The organism is Herbinix hemicellulosilytica (genome assembly GCF_002904165.1).
GTDB classification, from domain to species: Bacteria; Bacillota; Clostridia; order Lachnospirales; family Lachnospiraceae; genus Mobilitalea; species Mobilitalea hemicellulosilytica.
In genome coordinates, this window is record NZ_CVTD020000015.1 from 77590 (window position 1) to 94032 (window position 16443).

The 16443-nt window shown below is 36.1% G+C and carries 13 protein-coding genes; 9 read left to right on the plus strand and 4 right to left on the minus strand.

Features of this window, described 5'->3' with window-relative positions; genetic code table 11:
* The first annotated feature begins 122 nt into the window (after positions 1 to 122).
* From HHT355_RS05440 to scpB, 3 genes are read left to right on the plus strand one after another with little or no spacing between them, the layout of a single operon-like run.
* The gene (locus tag HHT355_RS05440) at positions 123 to 1013 is read left to right on the plus strand and encodes a metallophosphoesterase (RefSeq protein WP_103202420.1); all 891 of its coding nucleotides are present in this window, start codon (positions 123 to 125) and stop codon (positions 1011 to 1013) included.
* 36 nt (positions 1014 to 1049) lie between these two features.
* Entirely contained in the window at positions 1050 to 1826 is a 777-nt protein-coding gene (locus HHT355_RS05445; RefSeq protein WP_103202421.1) for a segregation and condensation protein A, read from the plus strand.
* A complete protein-coding gene (gene scpB, locus HHT355_RS05450; protein ID WP_103202422.1) occupies positions 1826 to 2398 on the plus strand; it encodes an SMC-Scp complex subunit ScpB in 573 nt (190 codons plus the stop codon). Before HHT355_RS05445 ends, scpB begins: the two co-directional genes overlap by 1 nt.
* 90 nt (positions 2399 to 2488) lie before the next feature.
* On the opposite strand, the gene HHT355_RS05455 is transcribed toward scpB, so the two are convergent.
* Both HHT355_RS05455 and HHT355_RS05460 read right to left on the minus strand, forming a co-directional pair.
* A complete protein-coding gene (locus HHT355_RS05455; RefSeq protein WP_103202423.1) occupies positions 2489 to 4924 on the minus strand; it encodes an FtsX-like permease family protein in 2436 nt (811 codons plus the stop codon).
* Complete coding sequence (locus tag HHT355_RS05460; protein WP_103202424.1) at positions 4905 to 5600, minus strand: ABC transporter ATP-binding protein; 696 nt, start codon at positions 5598 to 5600, stop codon at positions 4905 to 4907. Before HHT355_RS05460 ends, HHT355_RS05455 begins: the two co-directional genes overlap by 20 nt.
* A 136-nt stretch (positions 5601 to 5736) precedes the next feature.
* Here HHT355_RS05460 and HHT355_RS05465 point away from each other — a divergent pair, with 136 nt between their 5' ends.
* Complete coding sequence (locus HHT355_RS05465) at positions 5737 to 7029, plus strand: D-alanyl-D-alanine carboxypeptidase family protein (protein ID WP_158245898.1); 1293 nt, start codon at positions 5737 to 5739, stop codon at positions 7027 to 7029.
* Positions 7030 to 7168: 139 nt separating this feature from the next.
* Complete coding sequence (locus HHT355_RS05470; protein ID WP_103202426.1) at positions 7169 to 8359, plus strand: anaerobic nitric oxide reductase flavorubredoxin; 1191 nt, start codon at positions 7169 to 7171, stop codon at positions 8357 to 8359.
* Positions 8360 to 8434: 75 nt separating this feature from the next.
* On the opposite strand, the gene uxaC is transcribed toward HHT355_RS05470, so the two are convergent.
* Positions 8435 to 9847 carry a glucuronate isomerase gene (gene uxaC, locus HHT355_RS05475; protein WP_103202427.1) on the minus strand — a complete coding sequence of 471 codons (1413 nt, stop codon included), beginning with the start codon at positions 9845 to 9847 and terminating at the stop codon, positions 8435 to 8437.
* Between the two features lie 253 nt (positions 9848 to 10100).
* Here uxaC and HHT355_RS05480 point away from each other — a divergent pair, with 253 nt between their 5' ends.
* The 3 genes from HHT355_RS05480 to HHT355_RS05490 all read left to right on the plus strand — a co-directional run bounded on the left by HHT355_RS05480 (position 10101) and on the right by HHT355_RS05490 (position 14255).
* Positions 10101 to 11123 (plus strand): sugar kinase, encoded by a 1023-nt coding sequence (locus tag HHT355_RS05480; RefSeq protein WP_103202428.1) that lies wholly within the window; start codon positions 10101 to 10103, stop codon positions 11121 to 11123.
* A gap of 287 nt (positions 11124 to 11410) precedes the next feature.
* Positions 11411 to 11929 carry a hypothetical protein gene (locus HHT355_RS05485; protein WP_103202429.1) on the plus strand — a complete coding sequence of 173 codons (519 nt, stop codon included), beginning with the start codon at positions 11411 to 11413 and terminating at the stop codon, positions 11927 to 11929.
* Between the two features lie 34 nt (positions 11930 to 11963).
* Positions 11964 to 14255 (plus strand): hydratase, encoded by a 2292-nt coding sequence (locus HHT355_RS05490; RefSeq protein ID WP_103202430.1) that lies wholly within the window; start codon positions 11964 to 11966, stop codon positions 14253 to 14255.
* 301 nt (positions 14256 to 14556) lie between these two features.
* Here the strand turns inward: HHT355_RS05490 and HHT355_RS05495 are convergent, their stop codons facing one another.
* Positions 14557 to 15315 carry a hypothetical protein gene (locus HHT355_RS05495; RefSeq protein WP_103202431.1) on the minus strand — a complete coding sequence of 253 codons (759 nt, stop codon included), beginning with the start codon at positions 15313 to 15315 and terminating at the stop codon, positions 14557 to 14559.
* A 211-nt stretch (positions 15316 to 15526) separates the two neighbouring features.
* Between HHT355_RS05495 and folD the strand changes: the two genes are divergently transcribed.
* Positions 15527 to 16366 carry a bifunctional methylenetetrahydrofolate dehydrogenase/methenyltetrahydrofolate cyclohydrolase FolD gene (gene folD / locus HHT355_RS05500; protein ID WP_103202432.1) on the plus strand — a complete coding sequence of 280 codons (840 nt, stop codon included), beginning with the start codon at positions 15527 to 15529 and terminating at the stop codon, positions 16364 to 16366.
* Positions 16367 to 16443 lie beyond the last annotated feature (77 nt).

A 16443-nucleotide genomic window follows, 5' to 3' on the forward strand; every position in this document is an offset into this window, starting at 1 on the left:
TGATATTTAATGCCTGCTAAAACATCCTGTTTTCATTTGTGTTGACAGTTCTTATCCTTACAGGTATAGTATAATGGATAAAAAAATTTTAGTTGAAAATATAATGTAAAATTGGAGAAACCATGATTTATGTATATATATTTGCCGCTTTAATACTGCTTGTTTTTATCTGGTCTTTTATAGAGCAAAAAATAATTGTAAAAAAGGAGTATACCATTAACCTTAAAGATAATGGTATAGATTCCGAAGGTGTTTCTTTTGTTCTTCTTTCCGATATTCACAATACCGGATTCGGAAAGGGAAATAAAGCTTTGCTTCAAAAAATATTTAAAGTAAATCCGGATTTTGTTATAATAGCAGGAGATCTTATTACAAAAAGAAAACCCTGTTATCCGGGCAAGGCCTATAATCTTATCAAAGATCTGTCCGATAGTTATCCGGTTTACTTTGCTTACGGCAACCACGAGCAAAGGTTTGAAGATATGGAACATAACCGGGATGAAAACGGTATACCGGATAATGAGCTTGTAAGATCCTGGACTGTTTTTAAGTCAAAACTTAAGGAAATGGGAGTTTTTATACTTGATAACAATACCATTACACTTAAGATAAAGAATAATACTCTGAATATAACAGGCCTTTCTATTGACTATGAATATTATAAGAGCAAATCCGAAAGTTTAACTAAGGATTATATAACCGATAAAATCGGAAAAAGATCCAGGGAAGGCTGCCAGATACTGATAGCCCATAATCCGGTTTATTTTAAAGATTACATCCTCTGGGGTGCGGATCTAGTCCTTTCCGGCCATATACACGGAGGCCTTATAAGGCTTCCTTTTATCGGTGGGATAGTTTCGCCCCAGGTAAAGCTTTTTCCTAAGTATGATGCCGGATTGTTTGAGGATAACGGGAGATATATGGTCGTATCCAGAGGTTTGGGTACCCATTCTTTTATGCCGCGAATATTTAATCCTCCCGAACTGGTTGTAATAAATTTAAAAGCCGATTAAAATATTAAATAGATTTTCCCGGATGAAAGGAGCATTATGAGCATTCCTGTAAAACTGGAGGCATTCGAAGGTCCGCTGGACCTTCTGCTTCATTTAATAGACAAGAATAAAATAAATATATACGATATACCTATTGTAGAAATTACAGAGCAATATCTGGATTACATAAGTCAGATGGAAAATAAAAACCTGGAAATCATGAGTGAATTTCTGGTTATGGCTGCCACTCTTATCAATATTAAATCCCGAATGCTGCTTCCTGTTCAGGAAAAAACCGAAGAAGAACAGACAGACCCCAGGCAGGAACTTGTTGAAAGGCTGCTGGAATATAAAATGTTTAAGTATGTTTCGGAAATATTAAAAGAAAAACAGGAAGATGCCGCAAGATATTTATTTAAGCAGCCTACCATTCCGAAAGAAATCGCAAACTATAAAGAAGAAATAGATCCCAGTGAAATAATCGGCGATATTACTTTGCAAAAACTTCATGAAATATACCGGTCCATAATGAAAAGGCAAAACGACAAAATAGACCCTATTCGCAGCAAATTCGGAAAGATAGAAAGAGAAGATATAAATCTGACTGAAGTATTTGCAAAAATTCAGGAATACGGTATAAAGCATAAGGTTTTTTATTTCAGAAATTTACTTGAAAATCAAAGCTCCAAAATGGAGATTATAGTTACTTTTTTAGGAATTTTGGAACTTATCAGGCTCGGAAGAATGAAGATTGAGCAGGAAAAAATGTTTGATGACATAAAAATTACATATCTTGCATCGGACATTATTCAAATCGAGGAGGCAGGATTCTAGTGGAACTTAAGCAGGCAGAAGCACAAATAGAGGCAATACTATTTACAATGGGAGAAGCTGTTGAACTTAGCCGTCTGGCTCAGGCCATAGATCATGATGAAGAAACAACAAAAAAGATTATACATAATATGATGGACAAATATGCTGACGAAAGCAGGGGTATTCAAATAATCGAACTGGACGGGGCTTATCAGATGTGTACCAAAGCTTCCATGTATGATACCATAATAAAAATTACCCGAATACCTAAAAAACACGTTCTAACCGATGTTTTACTGGAAACTTTATCAATCATTGCCTATAAACAGCCCATAACAAAGCTTCAGATAGAAACTATCCGCGGTGTAAAATCGGACCATGCCATTAACAAATTGATAGAATATAATTTAATCTGTGAAGTCGGAAGGCTTGATGCACCCGGAAAACCCATATTATTTGGAACAACTGAAGAGTTTTTAAGAACTTTCGGCCTTAATTCCCTTGATAATCTTCCGGCTGTTAATCCGGAAAAATTAGAAGACTTTAAGCTGCAGGCCGAAGAAGAAGCCGAGCAGATAACCTTGGATATATAAAACATAAAAATAAAGATTTAAGCACGCTTTATAAGCGTGCTTTCGTTTTCATCCCATATACATTTGTATTATTAAAATATGACTAATAAATTAAGCATCATTAACCATGCTGCTGATAGTTTGCTTTTTATAGATAAAATATAAAATTATTCTGCAAAAATATGTCACGATCAATGATGTAAACAATGATACCGCCACCTGACCGGGTGTCATGCCGTATTTTCCGGGAAAAGCCAGGTATCCAAGTAAACTTGCTATTACGGTTGAACATAATATACTGATGGTAAACTGCATAAAAAGTTTATGCTGCAAAATATGATAACTCATGCCGAAACTTCGCAAAACTCCATATTCATGTTTATTATTTTCCCAATTAACAAATGTACTTAAATTTATATATATAATAACCGACATAATACAAAAAATAATTATTGTATTACTTAAAAGACCGGTATAATTCTTAAGAAGCTTATTATCAGTCGCTTCCTTTAAGGTTGACCCTAACATACCTCCCTGTACGGAAGCTGCGATCGAATATATAATGTTATCTATTTCATATAATAAGTCTTCTGGAGTATCATCCTTAACCGTAACAGAAATAATATTATATCCCAAGATACTGCTGCTTTTTTTGGCTGTTTCTTCGGAAATTACCATTTGTATCGGCATTGATTGTGATGTAACAGGTGTGATTAATTTTTCTACCTTGAATTTTTCGATATGGAAGCTAAATTCATCATTTATTTTATTGATTCCGCCTATATTTATATACCCTTTTTCCTTAATAACGGCATTTTCATGACCGCCATCGTAATTGGGAACAATCAATATGCATGATAAATTTTTATCTGTCAAAGAATCAGGCTCTGAATAACTTAGGTTTATATCATGCTTTTTCATAAACTCGTTAAGCTCTTTATCCGGCAAGACTTGAATAGAAATTTGATTAACGGGTACGGCAGTGTATTTTGCTGCTTCCCCGGAAATGAAAATTTTATCTTCGTTTTTCGAGGAATATCTGGTATCGCTGTCTATCAAATTTTTGAAATATGGGTCTGTTTTTCCTTTTTCAAACAGTATTGAAAACTGCAAAGCTTCCCCTTCAGTTGATATACTGATGTATTTGCTGTATTTTTTTAAAGTATCAAGAACCGAAAAAGGAAAATATCGGTCCTGATATAATGCCACATTATAAGTGCCTATATTTTCGCTTGAAAATGTTTTTTTGGAATATAAACTGTATTCGATTTTTAGGTCGGTTTTAAACATGGTCATAAAATTCATGGAAGCAATAATGCAAAACAGTAATACTGTATACATAAAAACCGTATTAATATTAATTTTCTTGAATTTCAAATTGGAGTTTCTTTTTTTGACAAATTTAATACCTTCCATAATTTGCAGATCTTCTGACATTATTATTATGATTATAAAGCCGAATAAAAGCAGAAAAACCGTTATTAACTGTATTGTGAAATATTTTAAAATCTCACGGCTGAAGGCTTCTTTATATTCTGAAAAGGTCTGGTTTATATAAGCTAAACCAACAGAATATACCATAAGGTAACTTAATGCCAGAGCCGATACAAGAAAAAAAGATATTAACCGGATCATCAGTATCTTATTTTCCCTGGCAGACAAGCCCAGAGCTTTAAAAATATAAAAAGTATTTTTATTTTTTAACATAAATGACCGTATAATAATAATTTCCGTAATTAGCATAAAAATATAAAGCAATAAAGAGTGCACAACCCTGGAATTTATTATGTCTTTAAGATCATCAAAACCGTGCCAGGTCAATTTTTCATTTAAGCTTAGGTTATTGCTTCCAGAAGGAAGCTTTCTGTATTTACTTAAAAAATCCCATATATCATTGTCGGCTGTTTTAAAATTTAAATTTTTCTGACTGACTACCAGACTTATACCGGCTTTATCGTCAAATTCACCACCGTAAATGGCTGAAGGATAGACATTGGTATTTAAAGACCTATTAACATCTACAGATAAATTACAAGAATAATTGGATATAATTCCGGTAATCTCGTAAGTTTTTTTGGTATCCTCGATAAACATATCTACAAAGCAGGGAAGCTTATCAAGACCCAGTTTTGTCGCCAGATATTCTTCAATCACTATCTGTTCTGCTGCAGACGGCCAGGTTCCGCAGATTAGCTTAAAACCTAAATAGTCACCCATTTTCTGTTCCGTATACCCGTAGGTAATTTTAGTATCCTGGTATGTTAAATTGCCTAATATTTGAAATTGCTTGTAATCATAATCAGGAATACTTGTTTTAATTTCTGATGCATGTTCATTACTGATATCAGATATGACCACCAAAAATTTTCCGTAAGTTTTTACGGTGGATTTTTGCTTGGTATCAATTATGGCACCACTTATGGAGAAAAAAACGCAAGAAAATGAAAATCCGAAAATTAACGTAAATAATGAGAGAGAATAAAGTAATTTATTATTTTTTATTAATAACCGTACAAGTTTTATATAGCTAGTTTTGGCCTTTTTCAATTAATATTTCACCGTCCTTAAGCCGTATGACTTGGTCGCAGTTATCAATTAAATTTTCTTCATGAGTGACTATTATAAGTGTGGTTCCGTACCTTTTATTGAGATTTTTAAAAACATCAATAATAATACCGGTATTAATTGAATCTAAATTACCGGTGGGTTCATCGGCAAATACGATACAAGGTTTTAAAATCATAGCTCTGGCAATGGCGACCCGTTGCTGTTCGCCACCAGATATCTGATTTGGCATTTTATTAAGTAATGACCTTATGTCCAGGCTGTCGACAAGATAATTAAAATAATTCGTATCTATCTGCCTGCCGTTTATATATCCCGGACATTTGATATTATCTTCCACAGATATACGGCCTATAAGGTGAAATGCCTGAAAGACAAACCCGTAATTATTGCCACGAAGTTTTGAAAGCTGTGAATCTGTCATAGACCCGTACGCCTTATCTCGAAAGTAAATCTCACCATTTGAGGGCTTGTCCAGTGCCGCCAGAAGATTTAAAAGTGTAGTCTTTCCACTGCCGCTTTTGCCATAAATTAAACTTATGGTACCTTCATAAAAATCTAAATTGATATTTCTTAATACCCTTGTGATTACTGTACCGTTTTCATAAGATTTAGAAAGATTTCTGCAGGAAAGAAGTATATCCTTTGCCTTATCCATAATAACTTACTCCTTGGAAATATTATTAACAATAAAGGAAAGTCAATATAATGATTACCATAATTATACAACTTAGGAATAAGTCAGTAAAGTTACAAATAAATTTAAACTAAGCACACTCGATAGGATGATTAATTTGATAAATATAAAATTTAGGGTTAATATGAAAACTCTTATTGTCGGCATGATAGCCCTTATTTTTTTCCTGATCAATTATAATTCACTTAAAAATTATTATAATATGACACTTCCTAAATACATTCCCTTTAGAAATAATTTTGAAGAAAGGCTAAAGACAGAAAATTTAAATGCTAAAGAAAATTCCCAAAACCCACAGGATAATACGAATACTTCCGAGAAGCTTAAACTTAATGCCCAGGCCGCCCTTCTTTTGGATGCCGAAAACGACAGGGTACTATTCGAAGTTAACGGTTATAAGAAATTGCCTATGGCCAGTACAACAAAAATTATGACCTGCATAATCGCATTGGAAAAAGGCAAAATGGATGATGTGGTCAATGTATCTTCGTATGCGGCCAGTATGCCCGATGTGCAGCTGAATATCAGGGAAGGAGAGCAGTATTACTTAAAAGACCTTTTATATGCCCTTATGCTGGAAAGCCATAACGATGTTGCGGTAGCCATAGCCGAACATATAGGCGGATCTGTTGAAGGATTTGCCACTATGATGAACGATAAGGCCAGATCGTTAAATTGCAACAACACTAACTTTGTCACTCCCAGCGGCCTTGATGCGGAAGGTCATTACACGACGGCAAGGGACCTGGCTGTTATCGCCTCCTATGCCATAAAAAATAAAGACTTTATTGCCATAACCAATACAGCATCCTATCAGTTCAAAGAACTTAAGTATGGCAGGACCTTTTCGGTCACAAACAAAAACAAATTCCTCTACATGATGGACGGAGCCATAGGGGTAAAAACAGGCTTTACCGGAAAAGCAGGTTATTGCTTTGTGGGGGCCATAAAACGGCCGGACAGAACATTAGTATCCGTAGTTTTGGGTTGTGGCTGGCCCCCGAATAAAAATCTGAAATGGACAGAAACAAAACGGCTTATGACTTACGGAATAGAGAATTTTGAAAAAAAACAAATATTTGAAGAAAAAAAGTTTAATCCTCTTTATGTTGAAGATGGGCAAAGAGGCTATGTAGGTTTAAAAATCGAAGGTGACTTAAACCTGCTTTTGGGAAAAGATGAAAAAGTACATATAGAATATAACCTGCCCGAATATTTAACAGCTCCGATATTTAAAGGCCAGCAGGTAGGCTCTGCAAAATATTATATAGACGGCAGCCTTTATACCGAAATACCCATTTATACAACCGAAGAAAGCAAGAAAATAGACTTTAATTTCTGCTTAATAAAAATTCTTAAACTTTGGAGCCTGCAATATGACAAAAATTGAATATTGTGACAGGAATGAATATTGTGACAGGAATCAAAGAAAAATATAAATAATAAACTATAATTTAAATCAAAGGAAATTAAGTTGATTTACAGATAAGCTTAATACCTGTCACTATAAACTTATGAAGAGGTGTTATATGGGAAAGAAAATTTCTGACAAAGTAACATGGGTCGGCAAAGTCGACTGGGAGTTAAAAACCTTTCATGGCCATGAATATTCAACAAACAAAGGCTCATCCTATAATTCTTATTTAGTAAGAGACGAAAAGACGGTTTTGATAGATACCGTATGGCTGCCTTATGACAATGAATTTGTGGCAAATTTAAAGAAAGAAATTGACCTGAAAGAAATAGACTATATTATAATCAATCACAGTGAAATAGACCATAGCGGTGCACTTTTTGAACTTATGAAGGAAATACCTGATACTCCTATATACTGTACTGCAAACGGTGCTAAAATAATTAAGGGTCATTTTCATAAGGACTGGAACTTTGTAACCGTAAAAACAGGAGACACCCTAAATATCGGCAGTTCAACCCTGACTTTTATTGAAGCTCCCATGCTTCACTGGCCGGATTCAATGATGACATATATGTCCGGTGAAAATATTCTGTTCAGCAACGATGCATTCGGTCAGCACTATGCCACAGAATCTTTATATAACGATATGGTGGATAATTGTGAACTTTATAATGAGGCAATTAAATATTATGCCAACATACTGACCCCTTTCAGCAGATTTGTAACCAAGAAGATAGAAGAGGTCTTAAGCTTTAATCTTCCGGTTAATATGATATGCACCAGCCACGGTGTTATATGGAAGCATAATCCTGCCCAGATTATTGAAAAATATCTGGAATGGGCAGGTGATTATCAGGAAAACCAAATAACCCTGATTTATGACACCATGTGGAACTCAACCAGGATTATGGCTGAAGCGATCGCCAAAGGCATAACCCAGGCCGATCCGGAAGTAACTGTAAAACTATATAATGCCTCAAAGGAAGATAAGAATAACCTTATAACCGAAATCTTTAAATCCAAAGCCATTCTTGTCGGTTGTCCGACGGTAAATAACGGGTTGCTTCATTCCATAGGCGGTCTTATGGAAATGGTTAAGGGGTTAAAATTTAAGAATAAAAAAGCTGCAGCTTTCGGAAGTTACGGCTGGAGCGGAGAAGTTGTAAAGCAGCTGACAGAAAAGCTAAAAGACTGTGGTTTTACAGTAGTAAACGAAGGTATCCGATCATTGTGGGTACCTGATACCGATGAAATAAACACTTTGACTGAAATCGGAAAGAGTTTTGTTGAGCAAATAAAATAAATAAAAATCAAGTAGGAGGCTGCTTGTTACTTAAGATGCCTCTTACTTGATTTTTTTATTTTTTAATATCTTATTTTACAATTTATCGAAACCGAAATATTTCATGCAGTTGTTGTAGGAAATATCCTCCACAAGTTTTTTAAGTACCCTCATATCTTTAGGAAATCTTCCGCTTTCAACCATTGTTCCAAATACGTCACAAAGGATCCTACGGAAGTATTCATGCCTTGTATATGATAAAAAACTTCTTGAATCCGTAAGCATTCCGACAAAGTTGCTTATCATACCTAAACTGCAAACAGTGGTAAGGTGATCCCTCATGCCGATTTCATTGTCATTAAACCACCAGGCCGAACCATGCTGAAGCTTTCCGATAGCACTGTCATTCTGGAAGCATCCTATTACTGTGTCAATGGCCGCATTGTCAACAGGGTTGAGAGAGTATACGATTGTTTTTGGAAGCTCATCGGTCATATCAAGGGCATTGAGGAAGTCTGCCAGTTGTGCCGATGAATTTCTACTGTTATTTATACAGTCATAGCCGGTATTGGGCCCAATAATTTTATACATACGGGTGTTGTTATCTCTCTTTACCCCGTAATGAAGCTGCATAACCCAGTTTAAGCGGTTGTATTCTCTGCCTAAGAACAACAATAAAGCGGTTTTAAATTTCAGAATTTCCTCTTCGGTAAGGACCTCTCCTTCAAGGCGGCGTTCCATTATCTTATCAATCTCTTCTTCACCGGCAGGATAATACATTACAAAATCAAGTCCATGGTCGGCAGTTTTGCATCCCACATTATTAAAGAATTCCATACGTTTCTTAAGTGCTTCACAAAGGGCAGCAAAGGAATCTATTTTTACATTGCTTACGGCCGACAGTTTTTCAAGATAAGCCTTATATCCCGGTTTTTCTATATTTACGGCTTCATCAGGGCGGAAGGCAGGAAGCACTTTGGTTTCAAAGGTTTGATCCTTGGAAAGGCTGATATGATATTCCAAAGAATCCACCGGATCATCAGTAGTACAAAGCACAGTAACATTGGATTTTTTAATAATACCCCTGGCGCTTAAATCCGGATTTTTAAGCTTTTCATTGCAAAGTTCCCATACTTCATCCGCAGTTTCCGAATTTAAAATACCATCATAACCGAAATATCTCTTTAATTCAAGATGGCTCCAGTGGTAGATAGGATTACCTATGGCCAATTCCAGGGTCTGAGCCCATTTCTCAAACTTTTCCTTGTCAGGAGCATCACCGGTTATATAATATTCGCTTATGCCGTTGGCGCGCATTAACCTCCATTTGTAATGGTCCCCTCCAAGCCAAAGTCTGGTTATATTTTCAAACCTGACATCTTCGGCAATTTCCTTCGGACTGATATGGCAATGATAATCCACTATAGGCATATTTTTTGCAAATTCATGATATAAAGTCTTTGCAGTTTCGGTTGACAATAAGAAGTCCTGATCCATAAAAGGTTTCATAAATACCCTCCAAATTATTTTAGTTCCATTTGATTATATATTTCATCAACCATAAAATCAAGTATTGGGACAGTAAACAAATATTTATCATATTTTTTGACATTTTCAAACCATGTTAATCTTAATGATTTTACGGAAAAAAATTTATTAATTTAAAAATCGTTTTGAAATTCTGTTAAGGTTGACTTACGAAAATTTTAGTTCTATACTTTATTTAACTACTAAAATATAACTCAAACGAAGGAGAGATTATATGGCTAAAATTATAACTATGGGAGAAATAATGCTGCGTCTTTCCACTCCCGGATATCAGAGATTTATTCAGGCCGATAGCTTTGATGTATGTTACGGCGGAGGAGAAGCCAATGTAGCCGTATCACTGGCTAATTACGGCCATGAGGCATATTTTGTAACCAAAGTACCTAAAAACCCTATCGGAGAAAGTGCTATAGCATCCCTTAGAAAATTTAACGTAAATTGTGATTATATTGCCCGAGGGGGAGAAAGGTTAGGTATTTATTTCCTTGAAACCGGTGCTTCCATGAGAGCTTCCAATGTGGTTTATGATAGAGCCCATTCGGCTATTGCCGAAGCTGATCCTTCCGATTTTGATTTTGATAAAATTTTTGAAGATGCCGATTGGTTCCACTTTACGGGTATAACTCCGGCTATCAGCGATAAGGCAGCCGTCTTAACCGAAGAAGCCTTAAAAGCAGCCAAAAGGCATAATCTTACCGTATCGGTTGATTTAAATTACAGGAAAAAATTATGGTCAACTGAAAAAGCTCAGCGCATTATGACTAATCTTATGCAGTATGTTGATGTATGCATCGGCAACGAAGAAGATGCTGAAAAAGTCTTAGGCTTTAAACCCGGCAACACCAATGTAGTAAGCGGTGAGCTGGAACTGGCCGGTTATCAGGACATCTTTAAGCAGATGGTCGACAAATTCAACTTTAAATTTGTAGCAAGCTCTTTAAGAGAAAGCTACTCTGCATCCGATAACGGCTGGTCGGCATGCATCTACGACGGAAAAGAATTCTATCATTCCAGGAAATATAATATCAGAATAGTAGACCGTGTCGGCGGCGGAGATGCTTTTGCCGCAGGATTGATCTGCGGACTGGTAGAAGGCAAATCCATGAAAGAATCTTTAGAGTTTGCGGTTGCCGCATCCGCATTGAAACATACAATTCCCGGTGACTTTAATATGGTAACCAGAGCTGAAGTTGAAGCTTTAGTCGGCGGAGATGCTTCCGGAAGAGTACAAAGATAATTTCAGAATAAAATATAGTAAATATAAATTATAGATGTTTTACTTATGTATTTCTGAATTATCTAAGAAAGATTCTTATAATTAAATTAAATCAGACTTAAGCCAAATATCCATAATTATTCAGATATTTGGCTTTTTTATGCAATAAATTTTGCTTGTCCTATTATTAACAGGATTAAATGTTAAAATATGTTATTATGGTATTTCTGTAAATAGAACTTGATTATTTTTAATATTACAAGTATTATTATTTATGTTTTAAATTTTAAATTACGGAGGTCTGTGACATGAGTAAAAAATCAAACAAAAAACAAATGAAAGCTCCCATGAATAAAAATACCAAAATCCTTATATATGCATTAGCCGGCATATTAATTTTATGCACTATTGTTCTGATTGCAATAGAAAATGCTCCTAACCGTATTACTGTAGAAAATAAAACCGATAAAAAACTGGAATATGTTAAGGCTTATTTTGTAGATGAAGAAGGTCCTTTTACCGATCCAATTCAGTTTGATATGATTGAACAAGATAGTTCTAATTCCTTCGGTTTAGAAAGGCAGGATTTCTCATATCGTGAAGCAAATCTTGAGATACGATTCAAATTTGAAGGCTATGATGAGCTGTTTGTTGATGCAGGTTATTTTAACGATATATTTAAGGGTAAAATTACAATCAGCTTTACCGATGAAGGCGAAAATGTTTTATTGCATGTAAAAGCGTCAAACGGAATTTTGCCAAATCGTAATATAGACTGCAATGAAGAATATTTAGTAAATCTTGAAGAAGGTTATGTGGACAATTAATCAGTCATTAGCATAAAGTAAAGGAGTTAATAGGATGGTTAAACTTTATGACAAAGGTGTATATCTGGTTAACGGCAGAGATATAATCGAAGATACAAATGATGCGGCTGCAGCCATTTATCAAAAAACCGGTTTAAAAGATGTTGACAAAGATACCGCCAAAAAAGCCACCATGGCGTATGAAATCCTTAAAAACCATAATACATCAGGAAATATGGAAAACCTGAAATTAAAGTTTGACAAACTGATTTCCCACGACATTACATACGTTGGAATCCTTCTTACGGCAAGAGCCAGCGGTCTTGAAAAATTTCCGATTCCTTATGTACTTACCAACTGTCATAACAGCCTGTGTGCCGTAGGCGGAACCATCAATGAAGATGACCATATGTTCGGACTTTCCTGTGCAAAAAAATACGGCGGAGTTTATGTTCCTGCCCATCAGGCGGTTATACATCAGTATGCCCGTGAAATGATGGCTGAATGCGGCAGTATGATTTTAGGTTCCGACAGCCACACCCGTTACGGCGCTTTAGGAACTATGGCCGTCGGTGAAGGCGGACCTGAACTGGTAAAGCAGCTGCTTGAAAGAACATATGACATTCCAATGCCAAAAGTAATTGCAGTTTATTTAACCGGTTCCGTAAGAAAAGGAGTAGGTCCTCAGGATATAGCTCTGGCTATTATAAAAGCCGTATTTAAGAACGGATATGTAAACAACAAAGTTATGGAATTTGTAGGCGACGGTATAAAAAATCTCAGTATGGATTACAGAATAGGTATAGACGTAATGACAACCGAAACCACCTGTCTTTCTTCCATCTGGGAAACCGATGAGGCTGTAAAAGAGTATTATGAGATTCATAACAGGCCTTCGGCATATAAAAAACTTCAACCAGGTCAGGTTGCTTATTATGACGGAATGGTTTATGTGGATCTCTCAGAGATAAAACCTATGATTTCCATGCCGTTCCATCCAAGCAACGCTTATACAATAGAAGAGTTCAATGCCAACCTCTATGACATTCTGGATGAAGTTGAAAAAAATGCCCTGATAAGCCTTGATAATAATAAGATAAAATATACCCTTAAAGATAAGGTAAGAAACGGTAAGTTTTTCGTGGATCAGGGAACCATTGCAGGCTGTGCGGGAGGAAGTTTTGAAAATATTTGTGATGCAGCAGATATACTGGAGAACAAATACATTGGTTCCGGCGAATTCTCATTAAGTATTTATCCTGCCAGTCAGCCCATCTTTATGGAACTGGTTAAAAACGGTGCTATAGGCAAACTTATAGCTTCCGGTGCCACAATCAGAACCGCTTTCTGCGGCCCTTGTTTCGGAGCAGGAGATACTCCTGCCAATAACGGCTTCAGTATAAGGCATACCACCAGAAACTTCCCGAACAGAGAGGGTTCCAAGATAACGCAGGGACAGATCGCATCGGTTGCTTTGATGGATGCCCGTTCAATCGCCGCAACGGCTGCCAACCAAGGTTATTTGACCTCAGCCGAAGATATAGACGTGAATTTCGGCAAACCCAGTTATTTCTTTGACAGCAGAATATATGAAAACAGGGTATATGACGGAACAGGAAAACCCGAGCCCGAAGTTGAAATAAAAATGGGACCTAACATAGTCGACTGGCCCAAGATGTCTGAACTTACCGACGACATTATCCTTAAGGTTGTATCTGTTATTCATGATCCGGTTACCACAACCGATGAATTGATTCCGTCCGGTGAAACCTCTTCATACCGATCCAATCCTTTGGGTCTTGCTGAGTTTACTTTGTCAAGAAAAGACCCTGCTTATGTAGGCCGGGCAAAAGAGGTGCAGAAAGCCGAAAAAGCAAGAATTAACGGTGAGGAAATGACAGATGCACTGCCGGAACTTAAGGACATATATAAAGCCATCGAAGCTAAGTTCGATATAGACAAAACCAAGACTCAAATAGGAAGTACAATTTACGCGGTAAAACCCGGAGACGGTTCAGCAAGAGAACAGGCTGCAAGCTGTCAAAAAGTTCTCGGAGGACTTGCCAATATCGCTAAGGAATACGCCACAAAAAGATACCGTTCCAATCTGATAAACTGGGGTATGTTGCCTTTCTTATACGACGGTGAACTGCCTTTTGAAAACGGGGATTATATCTTTATCAAAGGAATTAAAGATGCGGTACTTAATAAAAATTCCGAAATTAAAGCATATGTGGCAAATAAAGACATGAAAGAATTTACTTTGCGCCTCGGGGATCTTACCGATGACGAAAGAGAGATTATTATAAACGGCTGCCTGATAAACTATTATAAAAACCGGAAATAAAACAAGACTCAATTTCGGGTGTGATACAACGTTTTATAATCAGAAAAAAGCCATCTTACACATATGTGGAACGCATGCGCCTATGGAAATATATAAGAGTTTCTTTTTACCTGAGAATTAATGTTAGGCCATCAAACCGATTTGTTTGAGCAAAGCGAGTTATCGGTTTGATGGCCTGTTTAACATTAAATACTCAGGTAAATTAGAAACTCTTATATATTGAAATCGAAGCATGCGTCTACATGTGTGTAAGATGGCTATATTATAATACCTGACCGTTGTATCGCACCCGAAATTTTCACTATTTATTTAGTGCTTCCAGATATACTCGTAAATCCTTGTCCTTTTCCAAAGCCTCTTTGGCCTTTTCGTCAGTATTTACTATCAGCTCCTGCACCTTTTCATCCAGATCTCTTTCATCATAATAAGCTTTCAGGATTTCATCCATTTCGGATGTGAAGATCTTATAATCACCTTTTTCATCGGTAATAAGATAGAACTTGTCCAACTTAGGGTAAGCGGTTTTTATATTGATATATTTTAGTTCATGATATACATATACGATATATGCGCCTTCCTCATAGCTTTTCATGATATAACAGGTAATATCACGAATATCATCCAAAAATCTTGTATCTTTCTGCAGGTCGGGTAACGGCTGTATGTTGTCGGGATCGGTCACAAGAGTTTTTAATAACTGATAGTCGCATAAGTTTACCGCCACATAATAATCCTGGAAGAATTTCTCTATTTTCGGATATCCTCCCTTCTCCAGTTTATACACCGGCGGCGGAGTCGGTGTGGGAGAAGGAGTCGGCGTAGGTGAAGGTGTCGTGGCAGACAGCATACCTGGCCCTGCATTAAAAGCCTGCACAGTAATATCATTATTCTGATTATCTATTTCATTAAAATTGTTTGTCGTGCTTATCTCTTGTTTATTTTCGGACAAATCGCCGGCATATGATATGGGATGCAAAGTCCCAATGAATAAAGACAGGCCGCCGATTCCCATACAATATAACAATGTCATAATTAAAGATCTTTTCATATTCGGCTTCATAGTAACTCCTTAATTTATTATTTTTGTTACACGTCAATTTTATCTAATAATGGGACAAATTACAAGCGGTATTTCATTTTTTTGTAATATTTTTGTAATATGTTTAATATTAATTCTGCCTTACGTAATTTAAATATTTCTTGTTATATTTAATTCTGTATATTAGAATTAGTATGAGCTTTCCATAATTTATGAAGATAGGAGTGAGATTATGGCAACAATTATTGACGGAAAGAAAATTTCAGGCGATATAAAAAATGAGTTAAAAGATAAGGTCGCAAAGTTAAATGAAAAAAATATTACAATAACCTTATGTGTAATACAGGTAGGGAATGATTCTGCTTCTTCAATTTACGTAAGAAACAAGAAAAAAGCCTGTGAAGAAATAGGAATTAGGTCCATATCCTATGAGCTTCCTGAAGAAACATCTCAGGAGGAACTTATAAACCTTATACAAGAACTTAACCAAAGGCCGGATATCAACGGTATTTTGGTTCAGCTTCCCCTGCCGAAACATATAGATGAAGATACAATCATAAAAACCATATCTCCCGAAAAAGATGTGGACGGGTTCCATCCTTTGAATGTGGGTAAGTTAAGCTTAGGCCAAAAAGGATTGGTCTCCTGTACCCCAGCGGGAGTCATTCAGCTTTTAAAGCGTTACAACATACCCATTGAAGGTAAAGAATGTGTTATAGTAGGAAGAAGCAATATAGTCGGAAAACCGATGTCAATGCTTATGCTTAAAGAAAATGCAACAGTAACAATATGTCATTCAAAAACTAAAAATCTGGCTGAAGTAACAAAAAGAGCCGATATTTTAATCGTAGCTATGGGCAAGCCCAAATTCATTACCGGCGAATATGTAAAAGAAGGGGCAGTTGTTATAGACGTAGGCATACACCGAAATGAAAATAACAAGATTTGCGGTGACGTAGACTTTGATGATGTGGTAGACAAAGTCAGCGCCATTACTCCCGTTCCGGGTGGTGTAGGTCCTATGACTATTGCAATGTTAATGCATAATTGCGTAGAGACTGCTATGAATTAATAATACCTTGTAATACTTTTATTATATGCTAAAATATTAATGATTGATTTACTTAATACTAATTTAAAAAAATAAGA